This is a genomic window from Janthinobacterium sp. GW460-12-1-14-LB5 (assembly GCF_059423585.1).
Map to the genome: position 1 here is coordinate 1 of NZ_JBWKYD010000006.1, position 20906 is coordinate 20906.

Here is a 20906-nt window from a genome sequence, read left to right on the forward strand (position 1 = left end):
TGCATGTGTAAGGCATGCCGCCAGCGTTCAATCTGAGCCAGGATCAAACTCTTCAGTTTAATCTCTGTTACTTTGCCATTTTATTGGCACCGTCTTGCGACGGGTCGCTCACTCAAAAAACTGACAGGCCACTACTTTCGTAGCGTCTATTTCATTATTTCTTGTGAACATTTGATATATTTTAAGTATTACAGCAATCCGAAGATCGCTGCTGCACTACATCAAATGTCCACACTTATCGACTGTTAATTGTTAAAGAACTGTATTCGGTTACTGCTTTCGCGCTATCGACAAAGCGTTGTGTTTGTCAGCTGCGAAGAAGGAAGAGTATGAAGCATTTCAGCACAATCGTCAACTCCTTCTTTTTTCTCACTTTACGCTGCATTTGCATGCGTCGTTCAGCGAGGGGGCGAATTATAGCCCTGCCCTGTGTGCGCCGCAAGGGCTAATTTGCAGCTGGGCAAATATTGCTGTGTGATATCGTAGTACAGACAATATCCTGCCGCATCTACCTTGACTCCCATGCCTATCCCACACATCGCCCCAACCGCCAATCCCGCACTGGCCAACGTCCTCGAACATGCCATCAATAGCAAGACCAAGCCGCTGGGCAGCCTGGGGCTACTGGAAACCCTGGCACGCCAGATCGGCCTGATCCAGCAAAGCACGCAACTGGCATTGCACCAGCCGGCCATCATCGTTTTCGCGGCCGACCATGGCGTCGTCGCGGAAGGCATTTCTGCTTATCCGCAAAGCGTGACCTGGCAAATGGTAGAAAATTTCCTCGGTAACGGCGCCGCCATCAATGTCTTTGCCCGCCAGAACGATTGCGCCTTATATATACTAGACGCTGGCGTGAACCACGATTTCGGCCCGCGCGACGGCTTGCTCGACCGCAAGCAGGGTCCCGGCACCCGCAACTTTGCCAACGAACCCGCCATGAGCCAGGAACAATGCCTGGCCGCCATGCAAGCGGGCATGGACCTGGCCGCCACCCTGGATGGCAATGTGCTGGGCTTTGGCGAAATGGGTATCGGCAATACCACGGCCGCCGCTGCACTGATGCATAAGCTGACCCAAACACCGGTCGCCGACTGCGTGGGCGCCGGCACCGGCCTGTCCAAGGAAGGCATATTGCACAAGCAGCGGGTGATCGAAGCGGCTGTCGCCCATCATGCGGCAGTCCATGAGCCGCTCGACGTGCTGGCCACCTTCGGCGGCTTCGAAATCGCCATGATGGCCGGCGCCATGCTGAAAGCCGCCGAAAGGCGCATGATCCTGCTGATCGACGGTTTCATCGTCAGCAGCGCCCTGCTGGTGGCGGCCCGCTTGCAGCCCGCCATCCTCGACTACTGCGTGTTTTCGCACTGTTCCGATGAAAACGGCCATCGCCAGTTGCTGGCCAGCCTGGGAGCGCGCCCACTGCTGCACCTCGATTTGCGCCTCGGCGAAGGCACGGGTTCGGCGCTGGCCTTGCCGCTGCTGCACGCAGCCGTCAACTTCATGCGCGAGATGGCGACCTTCGCCTCGGCCCAGGTCAGCGAAAAATCCACGCCTGACTAAGACCATGACCAACCCCGTTTCCGCCGCAGTCCACCAGTGCCGCCTCTTCTTCATCGCGCTGCAGTTCTTCACGCGCCTGCCGATCCCGCGCTGGGTGGGTTTCGAGCCGGCCTGGCTGCAGCACGCCTCGCGCTACTTTCCACTGGTCGGCGTGGTGGTGGCGGCCATTTCCGGCGCCGTGTATCTGCTGGCCAGCTGGCTCCTGCCTTCGACGGTGGCCGTGCTGCTGGCCGCCGCCGCCGGCATCTACCTGACGGGCGCTTTCCATGAAGACGGTTTCGCCGACATGTGCGATGGCTTTGGCGGTGGACTGACGCGCGAGCGGGTACTGGAAATTATGAAGGATTCGCGCATCGGCGCGTATGGCGCCATCGGCATCGTCTGCCTGCTGGCCATCAAATGCACAACGCTCGCTTCGCTGCCACCTGCCACGGTGGTGGCGACATTATTCATCGCCCATCCTTTGTCTCGCCTGGCCGCCGTCTCGCTGATCTGGGTCATGGACTATGCGCGCGACGAAGGCAAGTCCAAGCCCATGGTACAGGAAATGCGCACGGGTGAATTCCTCATCGCCTCCCTTTGCGCCCTGCTGCCAGCCATCGCCTACGGCCTGCTGGGGATAGTCGACTGGGGCGCGCTGGCCTTTGCCATCGTGGCGGCGGCAGCTGCCGCACTCTGGCTGGGCCGCAAATGCCAGCGCCGCCTGCAAGGCTACACGGGCGACTGCCTGGGCGCCGTGCAGCAGGTGGCGGAAGTGGCAATTTACATGGCCATCCTTTCCAGCTTTCAGCCGCCAACACGCTTCTTCTACTAACACCATGCGCCTGATCCTCGTCCGCCACCCCGCGCCGCAAGTCACCAGCGGCACATGCTATGGCCGCAGCGATGTGGCGGTGGCGCCGCACGAAATGGCCGCAGCGCGCGCCAGCCTGCAAGCAACGCTGCCAGCCGGCGTGCCGCTGTATGCCAGCCCGTTGCGCCGCTGCGCCAGCCTGGCGACTGCCCTGGCGCAGGATCTGCCCGAGAGCGAATTACACTTTGATGCCCGGCTGGCCGAAATGGATTTCGGCACATGGGAAATGCAGCCCTGGCACGCGATTGCGCGCGCGGACATCGATGCCTGGGCCGCCGATCTGGCCTGGTATCGCCCCGGCGGCGGCGAGAATGTGCTGGCGATGGCCGCCCGCGTCGATGCGTTTTTAGGCGATCTGTTGCGCGAACAACACGAAACTGCCGTCATCATCTGCCATGCGGGTACCATCCGCCTGCTGTCGGCACTGCAAGCCCGGCTGCCATTGGAGGAAACGGCCCTGCTGGCCGCCCGTTCCGTCCATAAAATCGCCTACGGTGCGACGGTCGTCGTCGATTTCTGATATCGAATCGTCCAGCCGGCCATTTCAGTCCACGCCTGCTGCACGTATAATGGCGGGGTTTTGGTGCCCGCGCTCATGTCCATGAGCGCAGTTAAACGGGAAACACGATGCCGCGCTCGCGGCGAACGTGTGCTGCCCCCGCAACGGTAAGCAAGTGTCGCCCCTCCCCACAGGAAACGGGTGACAAGCTATCTCTGACAACCACTGTGCTTGCAATCATCGAGCATGGGAAGGTGGGATGGCCGTACTTGCCAGCCCGGATACCGGCCAGGACAGGTGGAAGTGTGCGAACGGGGATGTTCGCGATCCGAATGGCCCATGGCCATCTTCGATCGTCATCTTCAGTTCCCACTTCTGTTCAATCTGGCCTACGGGGACGTCGGCTGGTTGCATATTACTTACTGAAAATTATCATGACCCATGCTGTTTCCCGCCACGCGGCCCTCACGTCGCTCGCGCTAGCCATTGCCGCGCCTGCCGCTTTCGCCCAAGCCACGCCAGATACCTTCGACCCCATCGTCGTCACCGCCAACCGCTACCCACAGCACCTGAGCGAGGTCTTGAGCGATACGCAGACCATCAGCTCGGAAGACATCGCGCGTTCCGGCGCCGGTACGCTGATTGACCTGCTGCAAAAGCAGCGCGGCATTGAAGTCAATCGCTATGGCGGCCCAGGCACCGATTCGAGCGTCTTCATCCGCGGTGCGAACAGCAACCAGAATATCGTGCTGGTCGATGGCGTGCGCATTGGCTCCGCCACATTGGGCACTGCCAACTGGAGCGCCCTGCCCCTGTCGAGCATCGACCACGTTGAGATCGTCTACGGCCCACTGAGCACCATGTATGGCGCCGATGCCGTCGGGGGCGTGATCCAGATCTTTACCAAGAAAGGCGACGGCGCGACGCGCTTTTCCGCCTTCGCCGGCTACGGCCGCGACAACACCCGCCAGGTAGAAGCAAGCGTTGCCGGCTCTACCGGTGGCAACAACAGTTTCAGCTACGCGCTGACTGCGGGCAAGGAAAAATCGGATGGCTATTCCGCCTCCAAGCTGGGCGCTTCGTCATACACCTACAATCCGGACAAAGACGGCTACGACAAGGAAAGCGTCAGCGGCCAGTTGGGCTACCAGATGGCCAAGGGCCATGAAGTCGGCCTGGTTTTCCTGAACAGCAAACTGGACGCACAATACGATGCGGGCTTGAACTTCGACGCGCGCAACTACAATAAGCAGGAAAGCATTTCGGTCTTCACGAAAAACCAGTTCTTGCCGAACTGGACCAGCGAGCTGCGCTACGCAGAATCGAACGACAAACTGACCTCAGTTTCCGCCAACGACGCCTTTGGCAGAAGCCAGTTCGACACCAAGCAAAGCGACATCAGTTGGCAAAACGATATTCTCATCGGCCGCGACACCCTGCAACTGCTGGGTGAGTACCGTGACGAAGATGTCGTGAGCTCCAAGAAAGGCCTGTCCCGCGGACGCAATACCAAATCGTTTGCAGCGTCGTACAACCTGGTGCGCGGCGCCCACCTGGCCAGCATCAGCGGCCGTCGCGACGACAGCTCGGCGTTTGGTACGCACAACACAGGTAGCGTCGCCTATGGCTACCGTTTCAGCAACGCCTTGCGCGCCAACGCCAGCTATGGCACCAGTTTCCGCGCACCGACCTTCAACGATCTGTACTACCCCGATTACGGCATTCCGACGAACAAACCGGAAAAAGGCCGCAATGCTGAAGTTGGCTTGCAATACAACGACGGCCAATCGCAACTGAGCGCAACCTACTACCACAACAAAATTACCGACATGCTTGTCTACGTATGGCCTTGCACGGTGATAGGCTGGACACCAGGCGAAGGCTGCAGCATGAATGTCGACAAAGCATTGCTCAAAGGCCTGACGCTGGCTGGCGCGCATAAGTTCGGCGCCTTCAACGTCAGTGGCAATCTCGATCTGCAAGATCCGCGCAATGAATCGCTCGACAAGCAACTGCCACTCCGCGCGAAAAAGCACGCCAATTTCGCTGTCGATTACACAACCGGTCCTCTGACCGCCGGTACGGAATGGCAGTTGTCGGGCAAACGTTTTGCAGATCCCGCCAACACGACCACCCTCGGTGGCTATGGCTTGCTGAACCTGTACACCACCTACCAGTTCGCACGTGACTGGTCGGTGCTGGCACGCTGGAACAACATCACCAACAAGGACTATGAACTGAGCCGTTTCTATGCAACGCCAGGCTCGAACCTCTTCGTTGGCGTACGCTACGGCATGAAATAAGCATGATGTAATGATGTAAGCTGCGGGCGATGGCATGCCGCCATCGCCCGCAGATGCAGTTCTGCAGTCCCCGTTTTTAAGGCAGTACATGCACCCATTTTTCCGCAATATGCGCCACCGCGCCACCGTGATCCTCACGGTGCTGATCGTGTGCGCAATTGCCAGCCTGATTTTCTCCGGCATGATCGGTTCGATCGCAATTCCGCTCGCCGACCTGCCTTCCGCCCTGTTCCACGTCGTGCAGGGCAAGACCGACACCCTCGCCGCCACCCTGCTGGACCTGCGCCTGGGCCGTGCGCTGACCGCGTTTGTCACCGGTGCGGCGCTGTCGCTGGCCGGCCTGATGATGCAGGCGCTACTGCGCAATCCCCTGGCCGACCCGTACGTGCTGGGCATTTCCGCCGGCGCTTCCGTCGGCGCGCTGGCCGCGCTGCTGTTCATGTGCGCGCTGTGGGTGGTCGATGCCGCCGCCTTTGCCGGCGCCGTCGGCGTGTCCATGCTGCTGTATTTCTTTGCCCGGCGTGACCTGCGCGGCGGCACGGCGGCCGAAGGCGGCGCCTCGCTGTTGCTGCTGACGGGCGTGATCCTGGCCTCCGCCTGCATGGCCATCGTCACCCTGATGCTGTCCATCGCCCCGGAAAGCCGCTTGCGCAGCATGGTGTTCTGGATGATCGGCGACCTGTCCGGCGCGCCCACGCGGCTGATGCCCTGGCTGGTTTTGGCCGGGGCCATGGCCTTCGCCTTGCGCTGCGCGCGCTCGCTGAACGTCATGGCCCTGCACGCGGAAGCTGCCAGCACCCTGGGCGTGCGCGTGGGCGCCCTGCGCAAGGGACTGTTTTTCTGTTCCGGCCTGCTCACGGCCAGCGCCGTCACCAGCGCCGGCAGCGTGGGCTTCGTCGGCCTGATCGTGCCGCACGCGCTGCGCTTTGCCTGCGGCCCCGACCACCGCCTGCTGATTCCCGCCGCCGCGCTGGCCGGCGGCACCTTTCTCGTCCTGGCCGACACGCTTGCGCGCACCGTGCTGGCGCCATTACAGCTGCCCGTCGGCGTGGTCACGGCCATGATAGGCGCGCCCGTCTTCCTGTACCAGTTACACCGATTGCGCCGCGGATGATGCCAATATGATACGCACCTACCAACTGGGCCTGAAGGCAGGCACGCGCTCCCTCGTGGAAAACCTCACCTGGCAAATCAGGGATGGGGAATGCTGGAGCATCATCGGCCGCAACGGCGCAGGCAAGAGCACCTTGCTGCGCACCCTGGCCGGCTTGCGCGAACCGGATGCCGGCCACGTGACGATACAGGGCCGCGCCCTGGTCGACTGGCCACTGGAAGCACTGGCGCGCGAACGGGCCTTTCTCGCGCAGGCGCGCCACGACGCGTTCTCGTACCGCGTCATCGAAACGGTGCTGTCGGCGCGCCATCCGTATCACGACAACCATTACTGGGAAGGCAGCGACGACCAGCGCATCGCCCTGGCGGCGCTGGCCTCGATGGAAGTGGACCACCTGGCCGAGCGCGACGTGCGCAGCCTGTCCGGCGGCGAACGCCAGCGCGTGGCGATCGCCGCCATGCTGGCGCAGGATACGCCCTTGCTGCTGCTGGACGAGCCGGCCAACGCGCTGGACCTGGCGCACCAGGTCAGCGTCATGGGCCTGCTGGCCAGGCTGTGCCGCGAACAGAAAAAAACCGTAGTGATGGTAGGGCATGACCTGAACCTGGCACACAGCGTCTCGACCCATGCGCTGCTGCTGATGGGCGATGGCGGCTGGCTGGCCGGCCCCGTTGCCGAGGTGATGCAGGCCTCCATCCTGGGCGACTACCTGGGCCACCCTATAGAGATCATCGATCACGGCAAACGCAAGATATTCATACCGAAAGAGGACTGACATGAACGACAACATCAACGCGGACACCGCTGCCAATACCGCTGCCATCAACGAACGCCACCGCGTGCGCATGGAGAGAAAAAAGGCCATCATCGACGCGGCCATCGCCAAGGCGGACAAGGAAATCGGCATCATCATCGTCAACACGGGCAACGGCAAGGGCAAGAGTTCGAGCGGCTTCGGCATGGCCATCCGCGCCATGGGCCACGGCATGAAGGTAGGCGTGGTGCAGTTCATCAAGGGCGCCATGTCGACGGGCGAAGAGAAATTCCTGCGCCGCTTCCCCGACGAAATCAGTTTTCATGCGATGGGCGAAGGCTATACCTGGGAAACGCAAAACCGCGAACGCGACATCGAAAAAGCCGAACTGGCATGGGAGCAGGCGAAGACCTTCCTGGCCGACCCAAGCTATGGCCTGGTGCTGTTCGACGAACTCAATATCGCCCTCAAGTACAACTACCTCGACGTGCACAAGGTCATCGCCGATCTGCTCGATCGCCCGGCCATGCAGCACGTGGTCATCACGGGCCGCGGCGCGCCGGATGAATTGATCGCCATCGCCGACACCGTCACGGAAATGGCCGTCGTCAAGCATGCCTATGCGGCCGGCATCGGCGCACAAATCGGCACCGAGTGGTAACAGCGCCATGACGCGCACCCTGGTCTTCGGCGGCGCCCGTTCCGGCAAGAGCGCCCATGCGGAAACGCTGGCCCGCGAGTCCGGCAGGGAAGTACTCTACCTCGCCACCGCGCAAGCGGGCGATGGCGAAATGGCCACGCGCATCACGCATCACCGTGCGCAGCGTCCAGCCGGGTGGGCGACACTGGAAGAACCGCTGCGCCTGGGCGACGCCATCCTGCGGGAAGCACGGCCCGGCCGGCTGCTGCTGGTCGACTGCCTGACCCTGTGGCTGACGAATCTGATGTTTTCCAGCGGCGAGACGTATCCGGACGTGGGCGACATCGCCTTGCCCGAACTGTTCCACAGCGAGCGCGCGCACCTGCTGTACGCGCTGGCCGAAATCGGCGATACCGATTGCGACCTCGTTCTCGTCTCGAACGAAGTGGGCATGGGCATCGTGCCGTATGGCGCCATCTCGCGCTGCTTCACCGATGAAGCGGGCCGCTTGAACCAGGCCGTGGCCGCCGTGTGCGACAAGGCTGTCTTTGTCGCCGCCGGCCTGCCGCTGTACCTGAAAGGCGGCCCATGCTGAGCGGCCTGTCGCTGCCTATGCTGGCCGCCTTGATGGCGGCGGGCGTGCTGCTCGACATGCTGCTGGGAGAAACGCACCGCTGGCATCCGCTGGTGGGCTTTGGCCGCCTCGCCAGCGCGCTGGAGCGCCTGCTGAACCGGAGCCGTGGGCGTTTCCTGCGCGGCGCGCTGGCCTGGTCGCTGGCCGTGCTGCCCATCAGCTATGCCGCCTGGTGGCTGTGCGGCCTGGCCGGCGCGGCGCTGCACGTCTTCCTGCTGTATCTGTGCCTGGGATTGCGCAGCCTGCGCGACCACAACCAGCCGATTGCCGACGCCCTGGCCATCGATGACCTGGACAACGCGCGCCTGCTGACGGCGCGCATCGTCAGCCGCGACACGGCCAACGCCGACGCGGCCAGCCTGGCCAAGGCCAGCACGGAGTCCTTGCTGGAAAACGGCAACGACGCCGTCTTCGGCACCCTGTTCTGGTTTGCCGTGGCGGGCGGCCCCGGCGCCGTACTATTCCGGCTGGCGAATACCCTCGACGCCATGTGGGGCTACCGCAATGCGCGCTACGACTGGTTCGGCTGCTGCGCCGCGCGCATCGACGACATATTGAATTACCTGCCGGCGCGCCTGACGGCCCTGTCGTATGTCTTGCTGGGCAAGAGCATGGCGGACAAACAGCGCGCCTGGCAATGCTGGCGCACGCAGGCGCCCAACTGGGGCAGTCCGAACGCGGGCCCCGTGATGGCCAGCGGCGCCGGCGCCCTCGGCCTGGCCTTGGGTGGCGACGCCATCTACGACGGCGCGCTGGAGCGCCGCCCGCCGCTGGGCCGCGGCCGTCCCGCCGAAGCGCGCGACATCGACCGCGCCTGGCGCCTGGTGGCCGAAACGGCCGTGCTGTGGCTGATCTGGGTGGCGCTGCTGGCTGGCCTGTCCTGCCTTCGGGAGACCTATCTTGCTTGAACATGGCGGCAATCTGCGCGACGCCGCGCACGAGTATGGACGGCCAATCGCCGACTGGATCGACCTGTCGACCGGCATCAACCCGCACTGGTATCCAGCGCCAGCACCCGACGCCAACGCCTGGCACCGGCTGCCGGAGGCCGATCCCGCGCTGGCGGCCACCGCCTGCGCGTATTACGACGCACCGGCCATGCTGCCCGTGGCGGGCACGCAAGCCGCCATCCAGGCCCTGCCCCGGCTGCGGCCACCGTCACGCGTGGTGGTGGCCGCGCCCTCGTATGCGGAACACGCGCACCACTGGGGCCAGCACGGCCACCAATTGCGGCAAGTGCCGTATGCGCAGCTGGCCGCCGCCGTGGACAGCTGCGACGTGCTGGTCGTCTGCAATCCGAACAATCCCACGGGTGAGCGCATCGCACCGGAACAGCTGCTGGAGTGGGCCGGCAAGCTGGCCGCGCGCGGCGGCTGGCTGGTGGTCGATGAAGCGTTTGGCGACACGGAAGCGCAGGCCAGCCTGGGCCCGCACTCGGGCCAGCCTGGTTTGATCGTGCTGCGCTCGGTGGGCAAATTCTTTGGCCTGGCGGGCCTGCGCCTGGGCTTTGTCGCCGCCCATCCCGCGCTGCTGACGCAGCTGGCCGACATGCTGGGTCCGTGGACCGTCAGCGGCCCGGCACAGCAAGTGGCGCTGGCCGCCCTCACCGACACGCATTGGCAGCACACGATGCGCGAGCGCCTGCGCGGTGAAGGCACCCGCCTGCACCAGCTGCTGGCCGCACACGGCATCGCCAGCAACGGCACGGCGCTGTTTCAATGGTGGCCGGAAGCACGCGCCGAGGCGCTCTGGCGCCATATGGCAGAATCGGGCATCTGGGTGCGCCTGTTCCGCCACGCTGCCCACGGCATCCGCCTGGGCCTGCCCCCCGACGAACATGCCTGGCTGCGCCTGCAGCAGGCCCTCACCACATGGAAGCACACATGAACCACTTGAAAACCGCACTGCTGCTGGTCGGACTGGTCTCGCTGCAAACACACGCCGCCATCAGCGTGCGCGACGACGACGGCAATACCGTCACCGTGGCAAAACCGGCGCAGCGCATCCTGGCGCTGGCGCCGCACGTGACGGAACTGCTGTTCGCGGCCGGCGGCGGCGACAAGATCGCCGGCGTCGTCAGCTACAGCGACTATCCGGAGGCGGCCAAGAAAATCACGCAAGTGGGCGACAACCGCCAGTACGACATGGAGCGCATCATCGCCCTGAAGCCGGACCTGATCGTCGTGTGGATGCATGGCAGCGCCGAGCGCCAGATCGCCATGCTGCGCCAGCTGAAGGTGCCGATCTATCACAGCGAACCGCGCAAGCTGGCTGACATCCCCGACAGCATGGAACGCCTGGGCCAGCTGATGGGCACGGAAAAAACCGCCAAGCCGGCCGCCGCCCAGCTGCGCGCCAAGCTGGCCAGCTTGACGGCGCAATACGCGCAGCGCCCGCCCGTGCGCGTGTTTTATCAGGTGTGGGACAAGCCTCTATATACCTTGAGCGGCGCGAGCATCATCAGCGACTCCATGCGCGTGTGCGGCGCGCAAAATGTCTTTGCCGCGATGAAGGTGGTGGCGCCCGTCGTCACGCCGGAAGGCGTGCTGCAGGAAGACCCGGAAGTCATCTTCGGCACCAGCGAAAAAAGCGATGCGCGCAGCGAAGGCGGCCTGGCCATGTGGCGCGCCTTCCCGTCGATGACGGCCGTGCGCAAGAATAACCTGTTCCGCCTGAATGGCGACCTGCTGAACCGCGCTGGCCCGCGCATGATCGAAGGCACGGCCGCCATGTGCGAGCAGCTGGAAGTGGCCCGCCAGCGCCGCAGCGCTCCCGCAGCCAAGGCGGCACCGTGAGTCACTACCAGCGCATCGCCTGCCTGTCGACGGAAGCCGTGGAGACGCTGTATGCGCTGGGCGCCGAAGACGTCATCGCGGGGATCTCTGGCTTTACCGTGCGCCCACCACGGGCGCGCGAGGAAAAAACCAGGATCAGCGGTTTTTCATCCACGAACCTGGAACGCATCCTGGCAGTGGAACCCGACCTCGTGATCGGCTTTTGCGACATGCAGGCCGATATCTGCCGCGACCTGGTCAAGGCCGGCATCGAAGTACACCAGTTCAACCAGCGCACGGTGGACGGCATCCTGCGCATGATCGGCGTGCTGGCCGCGCTGGTGCGGCGCGAGGAAGCGGGAAAATTGCTGATCGCCAGCCTGCGCGCGGACATCGCCGCCGCCCGGGCCCGGGCCGCCGCCTGGACGCGCAAGCCCGTGATTTATTTTGAAGAGTGGAACGATCCCCTGATGAGCGGTATCGGCTGGGCGGCGGAACTGATCGACATCGCCGGCGGCACGGACGCCTTCCCGGAATTGTCCGTGCAGCCCGGCGCGAAGGAGCGCATCATCGCCGATTCCCACGACGTGGTCGTACGCGCGCCCGACATCATCCTCGCCAGCTGGTGCGGCAAGAAGTTCCAGCCGGCGCAGCTGGCGGCGCGCCCGGGCTGGGATGCGATTCCCGCCGTGAAAAACCAGATGCTGTTCGAGATCAAGTCGCCCGATATCCTGTCGCCCGGCCCGGCGGCGATTACCGAAGGGCTGCGCCAGATCAGCGACATCATTGCGCAATGGCAGGAGCGCCAGCCATGAATACCCCCTTCCCCGTCCTGATGGTGCAGGGCACGACGTCCGACGCGGGCAAGAGCACCGTCGTCGCGGCCCTGTGCCGGTTGTTGAAGCGCGGTGGCGTGACGGTGGTGCCGTTCAAGCCGCAAAACATGGCCTTGAATAGCGCAGTGACGAGCGACGGCGGCGAGATCGGCCGCGCCCAGGCCTTGCAAGCGCAGGCCTGCGGCATCGCGCCGCACACGGACATGAATCCGGTGCTCTTGAAACCCTCGTCGAACACGGGCGCGCAAGTGATCATCCACGGCAAGGTGCGCGCCGAGATGGATGCGCGCGACTACCAGCAATATAAAACCATCGCCATGGGCGCCGTGCTGGAGTCCTTTACGCGGCTGCGCCAGCAATACGACGCCGTCATCGTCGAAGGCGCGGGCAGCCCCGCCGAAGTCAACCTGCGCGCGCGCGACATCGCCAACATGGGCTTTGCCGAAGCCGTCGACTGCCCCGTGATCCTGGTGGCCGACATCGACCGGGGCGGCGTCTTCGCGCACATCATCGGCACCCTGGCGTGTTTGTCCGACAGCGAGCGGGCGCGCATCCTCGGCTTCGTCATCAACCGCTTCCGCGGCGACATCTCGCTGCTCACGCCCGGCATCGACTGGCTGGAACAGCAGACGGGCAAGCCCGTGCTGGCCGTGCTGCCCTATCTGCAAGGCCTGTTCCTCGACGCGGAAGACGCCGTCGAAGCGACGCAGGCCGAACGCGGCGCCTTCAAGGTGGTGGTGCCGCAACTGCCGCGCATCAGCAACCACACGGATGTCGACGCGCTGCGCGCCCACCCCGGCATCGACCTGCAATTCATCAAACAGGACCAGCCGATTCCGCCGGCCGACCTGGTGATCCTGCCAGGCAGCAAGAACACGCGCGGCGACCTGGCCTGGCTGCAGCAGCAAGGCTGGCCCGCCTACCTGGCCAGACACCTGCGCTATGGCGGCAAGGTGCTCGGCATCTGCGGCGGCTTCCAGATGCTGGGGCAGAGCGTGCGCGATCCGCTGGGCGTGGAAGGCGCGGCGGGAGAATCAAAGGCACTGGGCCTGCTCGACCTGGTGACGGAATTAACAAGCGACAAGCGCCTGGAACAAGTGCGCGGCCAATGCGCGTTTGCCGGCGCGGCCGATGCGCCGGTGGCAGGCTATGAAATCCACATGGGCGTCTCGCATGGCGCGGCGCTGGCGCAGCCGGCCTTCGTCATCGACGGGCGCCCGGAAGGGGCCGTATCGGGCGACGGGCAAATCCTCGGCAGCTATTTGCACGGCATGTTCGACACGCCCGCCGCGTGTGCGGCGCTGCTGCGCTGGGCGGGGCTGGACTCCGGCCACACGGTGGACACCGCCGCCCTGCGCGAGGCCAGCCTGGAGCGCATCGCCGATGCGGCCATTCCGCTGCTGGCCGCCCTGGATCACCTCAAACGCTAGCGATTACTTTTTCAGGCACGTGCCCATGTACGTGCGGTCGGTCGAGAACTCGACCGCCATGCTCGACGACACCGGCATGAACATCGAGTAATCTGCCGGCACGTCGGCCGGGTCCTTGAACACGGCGATGCCATCGAAATCGACGGCCTGCGCGCCCAGGCCCAGCTTGTTGACGGTGATGGTTTCCGCATGCGTCTTGCCGCTCGTGTTATTCGTCAGGGTGGCGGTGCTGCCGGCAATCTCGATCTTCGCGCTGATGCCCGGTGCCGAGCAGGCGTAGCTGCCGGCGATTTCAGTGCCGATCTTCTGTTGTTTGGCGGCGACGATGGTGCCCACGCGCAGCACGTTCTGCTGGTTGCGGCTGTAGCGGTCAATGAACAGCGCCAGCCCCCGGTCGCCGGCATGCACGTGGACAATGCCGAAATCCTGCTGGCCCTGGCGGGCGACGAGCAAACCGTTCTTTGCATCCTTGACCAGGGTCAGGCTGGCGTTTTCCGCTTCCAGCTGCGGCGATACCGCGGAGCACACGCCTTGCGCATTGAACACGCCGCCATTGCACAGTTGCGCGCTGCCATCGGCCGCCACCTTGAGGCTGCCCTTCGGATTGAAGCGGTCGCCACCATTCGAGGCATTGCGCATGGCGCCCAGGAAGATATAGCTGCCGGCCAGCTTGGCCACGTCGGTGGCGGTATAGCCACTGCCGCTGACGTTGGAATTCATGCTGCCCAGCTTCACCGTCCCTGTCAGCAGGCGCGTGCGCGCATCGACGGTGACGCTGAAATCCGTTGCCGTATAGGTGGTGAGATTGCCGCTGGTGGACGCGGTAAACGTGCCGCTGCGGTCGCTCAAGCCGAATTGCGTCGACAGCACGCGGATGGCGTAGGTTTTCTTCGCGCTGTCGAACGTGATGCGCCACGTGTCCCCGATATCGGCCGCCACGTCATACACCGTCTCGTCCGCATTGGCGCCGGCGATCACGGCCAGGCCAGCCTGGGCCGCGACCGCTTGCGAGGCGATCGTCACGGGATCGGCGACGGGCGTGACCACGACGGGCGGCGTGACTGGCGCTTCCGGCGCAGCGTGATTGCCGCCGCCACCGCAGGCGGACAGGGCGGCGCTCAGGGCAAGGAAGGTAAGTGCATTTTTCATATGGCATGACTTTCGGGAAGAAGGGGCGGGAACTGCCGGAAAACACATGCTAGCCTTGCCAGTAATCTATTGCCATGGAACAAATGTTCCATGGACTCTGCCCCCGACTCGATGCCAGAATGAACGGCGCGGGCGGCAAGCCTGCGCCATTTATGTGACAATTCATCGTACTGTCGGCTCAGTCTTACCTCCTCAGGCTCGCATCCATGACCAGTTCCCCGATTAAAAGCTACCTTCCCTGGGTGGTCGCCACCGCCCTGTTCATGGAGCAACTCGACTCCACCATCGTCAATACCGCCATTCCCGCCATGGCCGCCAGCCTCAACGTGACGCCGCTGAGCCTGAAGGCCGTCGTCACCAGCTATATCCTGAGCCTGGCCGTGTGTATCCCCATCAGCGGCTGGATGGCCGACCGCTTCGGCACGCGGCGCGTGTTTTCCGCCGCCGTTGCCATCTTCACCATCGCCTCCATCCTGTGCGGCCTGTCCGTAAATGCGCCCATGCTGGTGGCCGCGCGCCTGCTGCAGGGCGTGGGCGCGGCCATGATGATGCCGGTGGGCAGGCTCACCATCATCCGCACCTTTCCCAAGTCACAATTGCTGGCGGCCATGAATTTCGTCATCATCCCCGCCCTGATCGGGCCCCTGCTGGGGCCTACCGTGGGCGGGCTGATCGTCCACTGGCTGTCGTGGCGCGAGATTTTCTTCGTCAACGTGCCTGTCGGCCTGGCGGCGCTATACCTGGCGCACCGCTACATGCCCGACTATTACGGCGACAAGCCCCGTCCGCTGGACCTGATCGGCCTGGTGCTGTTCGGCACGGGCATCGCGCTGCTGTCGTGGCTGCTGGAAATCTTCGGCGAACACCGCATCGACGGTACTTCGTTTGCCGTGCTGCTGTTCATTTCCATCAGCCTGCTGGCTGCGTATGCCTGGCATTCGAGCGAAGTGCTGCACCCGCTGCTGCGCCTGGCCCTTTTCAAGATCCGCACTTTCCGCGTCTCGGTGGTGGGCGGCTTCGTCACGCGCCTGGGCGTGGGCGGCCTGCCCTTCCTGTTGCCGCTGCTGTATCAGCTGGGCCTGGGCTTGCCCGCCTGGCAATCGGGCTTGCTGATGATGCCGTCGGCCGCCGCCGCCATGGGCATGAAATTCATTTCCGCGCGCGTGCTGGCCCGCTTCGGCTACCGCCAGGTGCTGATCGTCAACACCGTGCTGATCGGCATTACCATCGCCATGTTTTCGCAGGTGGGCGCGGGCACTCCCCTGTACGTGATCGTCGCCATCAGCCTGTGCCTGGGCTTTTTCAATTCGCTGCAATTTTCCAGCATGAATACCATCGCGTATGCCGACGTCGACAAGGCCGATTCCAGCATGGCCAGCACCATCGCCAGCTCGATGCAGCAACTGTCGATGAGCTTTGGCCTCGCCTTCGGTTCGCTGATCACGGGCTGGTACCTGGGCGACATGCCGCAGTCGGACCGCGCCATGCTCAGCACGGCACTGCACCACGCCTTCCTCACCCTGGCCGCCCTGACGGTGCTGTCCTCGCTGACCTTCTGGACCCTGCGCCGCGACGATGGCGAAAGCATCAGCAAGGGCACGGACAGCGACGAGGACGATGCGGCCGACGTGAAAGCCCAGGCCGTTGTACAGACGGAAGTGCAAACCACAAAAGACTGAGCCACATCAAGCTTGCCGCCAGTACGGCTGGTACTCTTGCCTGACGCTGCTACCGTGACGGCAGGAGGTGCACATGGCGGCCGAGCGGCGCTTTGCATGGAAGGGCACGGATCGCCATGGCAAGGCGGCCGAAGGCGTCTTGCGCGCCGCCGATGCCGGCGCGGCGACGCTCGCGCTACGCCGCCAGGGCATCCTGGCCACCCGTGTGCGGGCTGCGCGCAGCGCGCCGGGCAAGGCCATCACGCGCAAGGATATCGCCCTGTTCACACGCCAGCTGTCGACCATGATGGCGGCCGGCGTGCCGCTGCTGCACGCCTTCGACATCGCCGGCAAGGGCCACGCCAAACCGGCCGTCACTGAGCTGATGCGCGACTTGCGCCACGACATCGAAGCGGGCAGCAGCCTGCAGCAGGCGTTCCGCCAGTTCCCGCTGCTGTTTGACGAGCTGTATTGCAAGCTGCTGGCGGCAGGCGAACAGGCCGGCATCGTGCAGGACTTGCTGGCGCGCCTGGCCACGCACCAGGAAAAGGCCATCGCCCTGCGGCGGAAGGTGCGCGGCGCGCTGATGTATCCGCTGGTCATCGTGCTCGTCGCCATCGTCGTCACGGCCATCATCATGAGCGTGGTCGTGCCCGCCTTTCGCCAGGTCTTCGACAGCTTCGGCGCACCGTTGCCGCTGCCTACCCTGCTCGTCATGGGCGCGTCCGCCTTCCTGGTCCATTACTGGCTGGCTCTGTTGGCGGCGCTCGTGCTCGCTTGCGTGCTGCTGCACCTGGCCTGGCGCCGCTGGCCCGCCTGGCGGCGCAACACGCAACTGCGGGCACTGCGCCTGCCCGTGTTCGGCCCGCTCCAGCGCAAAGCGGCGATCGCCCGCTGGACGCGCACCCTGGCTGCCATGTTCGCCGCCGGCGTGCCGCTGCTCGATTCGCTCGGCCTGGTGGGCGCCGCTGCCGGCCACGCGCTGTACCAGGAAGCGACGACAAGCATCGAACGGGAAATCCGCGCCGGCGGCAGCCTGGCCCTGGCCATGGAGCACAGCGGCGTATTTCCCCCGCTGCTGACGCAGCTGGCCCTGATCGGCGAGGAATCGGGCGCGCTCGACGCCATGCTGTCGCGCGCGGCAGATATCATCGAGGCCGATATCGATGCCACCGTGGCCACCCTTGCCACGCTGCTGGAGCCGGCGCTGATGGTGGTGCTGGGCGTGCTGGTCGGCTCCCTCGTGATCGCCTTGTATTTGCCGATTTTCAAGCTGGGCGCCGTGATTTGAAGACATGTCGACGCAAAACGTCCCCATGCGCCAGCGGATGTTTTACACTGCTGCAGTGCCAGGCAATGTTTGCGCGGCAACATTCATCCCCTCAGACAAGTTCACCATGCTGCAAAATACCCTGCTGTTCGCCGCGCCCGGCAATCTTCCCGTCGCCCTCGTCGCCGCCCTGTTCGGCCTGATCGTCGGCAGTTTTCTGAATGTGGTGATCCACCGCGTGCCAAAAATGATGCAGCGCGACTCCGATAACTACGTGGCGGAGGAAAGCGGCTTGCCCCTGCCGCACACGGACCGCTACAACCTGATGCTGCCGCACTCGAACTGCACCGCCTGCGGCCACCGCATCACGGCCATGGAAAACATCCCCGTCCTCAGCTACCTGCTGCTGCGTGGCAAATGCAGCGCCTGCAAGGCGCCGATCTCCGCGCGTTACCCGCTGGTGGAATTATTGACGGGCGCGCTGTCGGCCCTCTTGATCTGGCACTTCGGCAGCGGCTGGACGGGCCTGGCAACGCTGGTATTTGCCTGGCTGCTGATCGCCATGACCTTCATCGATGCCGATACGCAAATGCTGCCGGACGACCTCACCTTCCCCCTGCTGTGGGCGGGCTTGCTGGTCAATATCAACGGCACCTTCGTGCCCTTGCAGGACGCCGTCATCGGCGCGGCCGCCGGCTACCTGGCCCTGTGGGCCGTGTACTGGGCCTTCAAGCTGGCGACAGGCAAGGAGGGAATGGGCTATGGTGACTTCAAATTGCTGGCGGCGCTAGGTGCGTGGCTGGGCTGGACCATGTTGCCGACGATCATATTGTTGTCGTCGCTGGTGGGCGCCGTGGTCGGCATTGGCCTGATCGTGTTTGCCAAGCGGGGGCGCGACAAACCGATTCCCTTCGGTCCCTACCTGGCGGCGGCGGGCCTGATCGCGCTGCTGTACGGCACGCCCCTGTCGCGGCTCACGCTGGGCCTGACCGGCTGACCGGCCCCTTATGGATACACACATGCAATTACACAACGCCCCCTATTTCAGCATCGGACTCACCGGCGGCATCGGCTGCGGCAAGAGCACGGTGGCCGACCTGTTTGCCGCGCGCGGCGCCTCCATCGTCGATACCGACCAGATCGCCCACAGCCTGACGGCGCCGCATGGCGCGGCCATGCCAGCCCTGGTGGCGGAATTCGGCCCCGACTATGCGGACGCGCGCGGCGCCCTCGACCGCACCAAAATGCGCAACCTCGTGTTTTCCGACGCCGCCGCCAAGGCCAGACTGGAAGCCATCCTGCACCCGCGCATCCGCCAGGCGACCTTGGAGGCCGCCGCCGCAGCAACGGGCAGCTATGTGATCTTTGCCGTGCCCCTGCTAGTCGAGTCCGGCGGTTGGGTGGAACGGGTCAACCGCGTGCTGGTCATCGATTGCGAGGAAAGTTTGCAAATATCGCGTGTGATGGCGCGCAATGGCTTATCGGAAGAACAAGTCAAGGCCATCATGGCCACGCAGGCCACGCGCGCCATGCGCCTGGCGGCAGCGGACGATGTGATCGACAATAATGGCGATTTGGCTGCCCTGGCGCCGCAGATTGCCCAGTTGCACGATTTATATCTGGCATTTTCAAAAAGAATGGCTGGAATCGGGTCGCAACGTTTGTAATTTGTCGACGCTTGGTTCAAAATCACGGGATTGTTTGCAGGTCCTTACTTAAGGGAATTATTTTGATTGTCTACGAATACCCTTTCAACGAACGCATACGTACCTTGTTGCGGCTGGAAGACCTGTACGACAAATTCAAGTTCTTCATCCAGCAAGAGCATGCAATGCAGCACCATGTTGCCTTGGCAACCATTTTCGACATGCTCGAAGTGGCAGGCCGCGCCGACCTGAAGTCCGACCTGCTGCAGGAACTCGAGCGCCAGCGCCAGAGCCTGCTGGGCTACCGCAGCAATCCGAATGTAGAACCGGAAACCCTCGATGCCATCCTCGGTGAACTCGACAGCGTCAGTGGCGCCCTGGTGGCGGCGCAAGGCAAGACGGGCCAGAATATCCGCGACAATGAATGGCTGATGAGCATCCGCGGCCGCACCATCATCCCGGGCGGCGCCTGCGAATTCGACTTGCCGTCCTACTTTGCCTGGCAAAAACGCAGCTGCGAGCAGCGCCTGGCCGATATCCACGCCTGGTTCGCCCCGCTGGCACCGCTGTTCGATGCGCTGGCCCTCGTCTTGCGCCTGCTGCGCGATTCCGGCGGCCCCGTGAAACTGATCGCCAATGGCGGCAGCTACCAGCAAATGCTGCAAGGCAAGGTGTACCAGATGCTGCGCCTGAGCCTGGATGAAAACAGCGGCGCCATCCCGGAAATTTCCGCCAATAAATATATGCTGTGGGTGCGCTTCACCACCCAGGGCGGCGACTTGAAACCCAAGCCGCTGGAAGACGATGTACCATTCGAGCTCACGCTCTGTAATTTTTAACTGTAATCGCCATGACCGTCGTTAACTGCCCTACCTGTGCCGCCAAAGTCGAATGGACTGAAGCCAACAAATTCCGCCCCTTCTGCTCGGAACGCTGCAAGCAGATCGACCTGGGTGCCTGGGCCGAAGAGAAATACACGATCCCCGCCGCCGATCCGTTCGAAGATCCATTGGCAGACGAAGACAACAAGCCGCAGTAAGCCGCAATTAGCTTCAATTAAACGGATTTTCCAGGCGCAGCCCCTGCGTCAAGAAGCTACCAAGCCGTCCACTGACCACCGTCAAGCCATAGGCGATGCCCATCGCCGCAATCTGCCTGTCCACGCCCGGCACTTGGCTGCGGCCAGCATGCAGGCGGGCGCACACGAGCGCGCAATCGAGATCGAATTCCAGCAGGCGGGGCGCATACTCTGCCAGCACAGCCTCCAGCCAGCCTTCCAGGGCCAGTGCTTCCAGCGCCGCTTCGCGCCGCCAGCTGCACTGTATGCCTGCGCGCAACTCGGCGATCACTTGCACCGGCACGTAACGCTCTTCCGGGGCGATCCGCTCGAAAATGGCGGCCACGCCCGTCGGCGCAGCGCTGCCTTTCCGCGCGGCAACGATCACATCCGTATCAAGCAGGTAGCCGGGCATGGCGCGTCAGGAGCGGCGTTCGAAATCCGTGTCGAGTCCCACGTCCGGCATGGCGCGCAAGATGTCGTCGAGCGGCCGCTTCGGCAACGGCCGCAGGGCGCTGCGCAGGATGTCGCGGTGCTCTTCCTCGATGCTGCGCCCATGGGCGCGCGCACGCTTATGCAGCGCCGCGAGCAGCAATTCATCGATATCGGTGAAGGTCAGGGTCAGCGCCATGCGAGTTCCCCCAGTGCGTCATGAGAGCACTGTAGCGCAAAACACCGGCGATGCAAGGGAAGGACGAAACAGGCTTGCGCCAGCGCAGCACAGGG

Annotated in this window: 22 protein-coding genes and 1 riboswitch; of the genes, 19 read left to right on the forward strand and 3 right to left on the reverse strand. The window is 63.9% G+C overall.

Annotated elements, in window-relative coordinates:
• Positions 1-522 precede the first annotated feature (522 nt).
• From cobT to AC07X6_RS07315, 13 genes are all read left to right on the forward strand, one after another.
• Positions 523-1563: a nicotinate-nucleotide--dimethylbenzimidazole phosphoribosyltransferase gene (gene cobT / locus AC07X6_RS07255; protein WP_494790517.1), complete on the forward strand. Its 1041-nt coding sequence runs from the start codon at positions 523-525 to the stop codon at positions 1561-1563.
• A 4-nt stretch (positions 1564-1567) separates the two neighbouring features.
• A complete protein-coding gene (locus AC07X6_RS07260) occupies positions 1568-2377 on the forward strand; it encodes an adenosylcobinamide-GDP ribazoletransferase (RefSeq protein ID WP_494790518.1) in 810 nt (269 codons plus the stop codon).
• Positions 2378-2381: 4 nt separating this feature from the next.
• The gene (locus tag AC07X6_RS07265) at positions 2382-2936 is read left to right on the forward strand and encodes a histidine phosphatase family protein (protein WP_494790519.1); all 555 of its coding nucleotides are present in this window, start codon (positions 2382-2384) and stop codon (positions 2934-2936) included.
• A gap of 44 nt (positions 2937-2980) precedes the next feature.
• A riboswitch (cobalamin riboswitch) is annotated at positions 2981-3222 on the forward strand.
• Between the two features lie 10 nt (positions 3223-3232).
• On the forward strand, positions 3233-5218 hold the full coding sequence (locus AC07X6_RS07270; protein ID WP_494790520.1) for a TonB-dependent receptor domain-containing protein: 1986 nt from the start codon (positions 3233-3235) through the stop codon (positions 5216-5218).
• 88 nt (positions 5219-5306) lie between these two features.
• Positions 5307-6332 (forward strand): FecCD family ABC transporter permease, encoded by a 1026-nt coding sequence (locus AC07X6_RS07275; RefSeq protein WP_494790521.1) that lies wholly within the window; start codon positions 5307-5309, stop codon positions 6330-6332.
• Positions 6333-6339: 7 nt separating this feature from the next.
• The gene (locus AC07X6_RS07280; RefSeq protein ID WP_494790522.1) at positions 6340-7107 is read left to right on the forward strand and encodes an ABC transporter ATP-binding protein; all 768 of its coding nucleotides are present in this window, start codon (positions 6340-6342) and stop codon (positions 7105-7107) included.
• 1 nt (position 7108) lies between these two features.
• Entirely contained in the window at positions 7109-7747 is a 639-nt protein-coding gene (gene cobO / locus AC07X6_RS07285; protein ID WP_230541452.1) for a cob(I)yrinic acid a,c-diamide adenosyltransferase, read from the forward strand.
• Positions 7748-7754: 7 nt separating this feature from the next.
• Positions 7755-8321: a bifunctional adenosylcobinamide kinase/adenosylcobinamide-phosphate guanylyltransferase gene (gene cobU, locus AC07X6_RS07290; protein WP_494790523.1), complete on the forward strand. Its 567-nt coding sequence runs from the start codon at positions 7755-7757 to the stop codon at positions 8319-8321.
• On the forward strand, positions 8315-9268 hold the full coding sequence (gene cbiB, locus AC07X6_RS07295; protein WP_494790524.1) for an adenosylcobinamide-phosphate synthase CbiB: 954 nt from the start codon (positions 8315-8317) through the stop codon (positions 9266-9268). The genes cobU and cbiB overlap by 7 nt, the downstream gene beginning before the upstream one ends.
• Positions 9261-10247 carry a threonine-phosphate decarboxylase CobD gene (gene cobD / locus AC07X6_RS07300; protein WP_494790525.1) on the forward strand — a complete coding sequence of 329 codons (987 nt, stop codon included), beginning with the start codon at positions 9261-9263 and terminating at the stop codon, positions 10245-10247. The genes cbiB and cobD overlap by 8 nt, the downstream gene beginning before the upstream one ends.
• Positions 10244-11155, forward strand: coding sequence for a cobalamin-binding protein (locus AC07X6_RS07305; RefSeq protein WP_494790526.1), 912 nt, complete (start codon positions 10244-10246; stop codon positions 11153-11155). The genes cobD and AC07X6_RS07305 overlap by 4 nt, the downstream gene beginning before the upstream one ends.
• A complete protein-coding gene (locus AC07X6_RS07310; RefSeq protein WP_494790527.1) occupies positions 11152-11949 on the forward strand; it encodes an ABC transporter substrate-binding protein in 798 nt (265 codons plus the stop codon). Before AC07X6_RS07305 ends, AC07X6_RS07310 begins: the two co-directional genes overlap by 4 nt.
• Positions 11946-13400 carry a cobyric acid synthase gene (locus AC07X6_RS07315; RefSeq protein WP_494790528.1) on the forward strand — a complete coding sequence of 485 codons (1455 nt, stop codon included), beginning with the start codon at positions 11946-11948 and terminating at the stop codon, positions 13398-13400. Before AC07X6_RS07310 ends, AC07X6_RS07315 begins: the two co-directional genes overlap by 4 nt.
• A 3-nt stretch (positions 13401-13403) precedes the next feature.
• On the opposite strand, the gene AC07X6_RS07320 is transcribed toward AC07X6_RS07315, so the two are convergent.
• Positions 13404-14549 (reverse strand): hypothetical protein, encoded by a 1146-nt coding sequence (locus AC07X6_RS07320; protein ID WP_494790529.1) that lies wholly within the window; start codon positions 14547-14549, stop codon positions 13404-13406.
• 206 nt (positions 14550-14755) lie between these two features.
• Between AC07X6_RS07320 and AC07X6_RS07325 the strand changes: the two genes are divergently transcribed.
• The 6 genes from AC07X6_RS07325 to yacG all read left to right on the forward strand — a co-directional run bounded on the left by AC07X6_RS07325 (position 14756) and on the right by yacG (position 20162).
• Entirely contained in the window at positions 14756-16228 is a 1473-nt protein-coding gene (locus AC07X6_RS07325) for a DHA2 family efflux MFS transporter permease subunit (RefSeq protein WP_474294853.1), read from the forward strand.
• Between the two features lie 73 nt (positions 16229-16301).
• Complete coding sequence (locus tag AC07X6_RS07330) at positions 16302-17498, forward strand: type II secretion system F family protein (RefSeq protein ID WP_230541461.1); 1197 nt, start codon at positions 16302-16304, stop codon at positions 17496-17498.
• Between the two features lie 106 nt (positions 17499-17604).
• On the forward strand, positions 17605-18474 hold the full coding sequence (locus AC07X6_RS07335; protein ID WP_494790530.1) for a prepilin peptidase: 870 nt from the start codon (positions 17605-17607) through the stop codon (positions 18472-18474).
• Between the two features lie 22 nt (positions 18475-18496).
• Positions 18497-19144, forward strand: coding sequence for a dephospho-CoA kinase (gene coaE, locus AC07X6_RS07340; protein WP_230541463.1), 648 nt, complete (start codon positions 18497-18499; stop codon positions 19142-19144).
• 62 nt (positions 19145-19206) lie between these two features.
• A complete protein-coding gene (gene zapD / locus AC07X6_RS07345; protein ID WP_230541464.1) occupies positions 19207-19962 on the forward strand; it encodes a cell division protein ZapD in 756 nt (251 codons plus the stop codon).
• A gap of 11 nt (positions 19963-19973) precedes the next feature.
• On the forward strand, positions 19974-20162 hold the full coding sequence (gene yacG / locus AC07X6_RS07350; RefSeq protein ID WP_101483945.1) for a DNA gyrase inhibitor YacG: 189 nt from the start codon (positions 19974-19976) through the stop codon (positions 20160-20162).
• A gap of 13 nt (positions 20163-20175) precedes the next feature.
• Here yacG and AC07X6_RS07355 read toward each other — a convergent pair whose 3' ends face one another.
• Together AC07X6_RS07355 and AC07X6_RS07360 are read right to left on the reverse strand one after the other, a co-directional pair.
• A complete protein-coding gene (locus AC07X6_RS07355; RefSeq protein ID WP_494790531.1) occupies positions 20176-20595 on the reverse strand; it encodes a PIN domain-containing protein in 420 nt (139 codons plus the stop codon).
• A 6-nt stretch (positions 20596-20601) separates the two neighbouring features.
• Complete coding sequence (locus AC07X6_RS07360; RefSeq protein WP_494790532.1) at positions 20602-20811, reverse strand: FitA-like ribbon-helix-helix domain-containing protein; 210 nt, start codon at positions 20809-20811, stop codon at positions 20602-20604.
• Positions 20812-20906 lie beyond the last annotated feature (95 nt).

Coding starts and splice junctions, on each gene's coding strand:
- cobT (WP_494790517.1), top strand. CDS start 523: ATGCCTATCCCACACATCGCCCCAACCGCCAATCCCGCACTGGCCAAC.
- AC07X6_RS07260 (WP_494790518.1), top strand. CDS start 1,568: ATGACCAACCCCGTTTCCGCCGCAGTCCACCAGTGCCGCCTCTTCTTC.
- AC07X6_RS07265 (WP_494790519.1), top strand. CDS start 2,382: ATGCGCCTGATCCTCGTCCGCCACCCCGCGCCGCAAGTCACCAGCGGC.
- AC07X6_RS07270 (WP_494790520.1), top strand. CDS start 3,233: ATGTTCGCGATCCGAATGGCCCATGGCCATCTTCGATCGTCATCTTCA.
- AC07X6_RS07275 (WP_494790521.1), top strand. CDS start 5,307: ATGCACCCATTTTTCCGCAATATGCGCCACCGCGCCACCGTGATCCTC.
- AC07X6_RS07280 (WP_494790522.1), top strand. CDS start 6,340: ATGATACGCACCTACCAACTGGGCCTGAAGGCAGGCACGCGCTCCCTC.
- cobO (WP_230541452.1), top strand. CDS start 7,109: ATGAACGACAACATCAACGCGGACACCGCTGCCAATACCGCTGCCATC.
- cobU (WP_494790523.1), top strand. CDS start 7,755: ATGACGCGCACCCTGGTCTTCGGCGGCGCCCGTTCCGGCAAGAGCGCC.
- cbiB (WP_494790524.1), top strand. CDS start 8,315: ATGCTGAGCGGCCTGTCGCTGCCTATGCTGGCCGCCTTGATGGCGGCG.
- AC07X6_RS07305 (WP_494790526.1), top strand. CDS start 10,244: ATGAACCACTTGAAAACCGCACTGCTGCTGGTCGGACTGGTCTCGCTG.
- AC07X6_RS07315 (WP_494790528.1), top strand. CDS start 11,946: ATGAATACCCCCTTCCCCGTCCTGATGGTGCAGGGCACGACGTCCGAC.
- AC07X6_RS07320 (WP_494790529.1), bottom strand. CDS start 14,549: ATGAAAAATGCACTTACCTTCCTTGCCCTGAGCGCCGCCCTGTCCGCC.
- AC07X6_RS07325 (WP_474294853.1), top strand. CDS start 14,756: ATGACCAGTTCCCCGATTAAAAGCTACCTTCCCTGGGTGGTCGCCACC.
- AC07X6_RS07330 (WP_230541461.1), top strand. CDS start 16,302: ATGGCGGCCGAGCGGCGCTTTGCATGGAAGGGCACGGATCGCCATGGC.
- AC07X6_RS07335 (WP_494790530.1), top strand. CDS start 17,605: ATGCTGCAAAATACCCTGCTGTTCGCCGCGCCCGGCAATCTTCCCGTC.
- coaE (WP_230541463.1), top strand. CDS start 18,497: ATGCAATTACACAACGCCCCCTATTTCAGCATCGGACTCACCGGCGGC.
- yacG (WP_101483945.1), top strand. CDS start 19,974: ATGACCGTCGTTAACTGCCCTACCTGTGCCGCCAAAGTCGAATGGACT.
- AC07X6_RS07355 (WP_494790531.1), bottom strand. CDS start 20,595: ATGCCCGGCTACCTGCTTGATACGGATGTGATCGTTGCCGCGCGGAAA.
- AC07X6_RS07360 (WP_494790532.1), bottom strand. CDS start 20,811: ATGGCGCTGACCCTGACCTTCACCGATATCGATGAATTGCTGCTCGCG.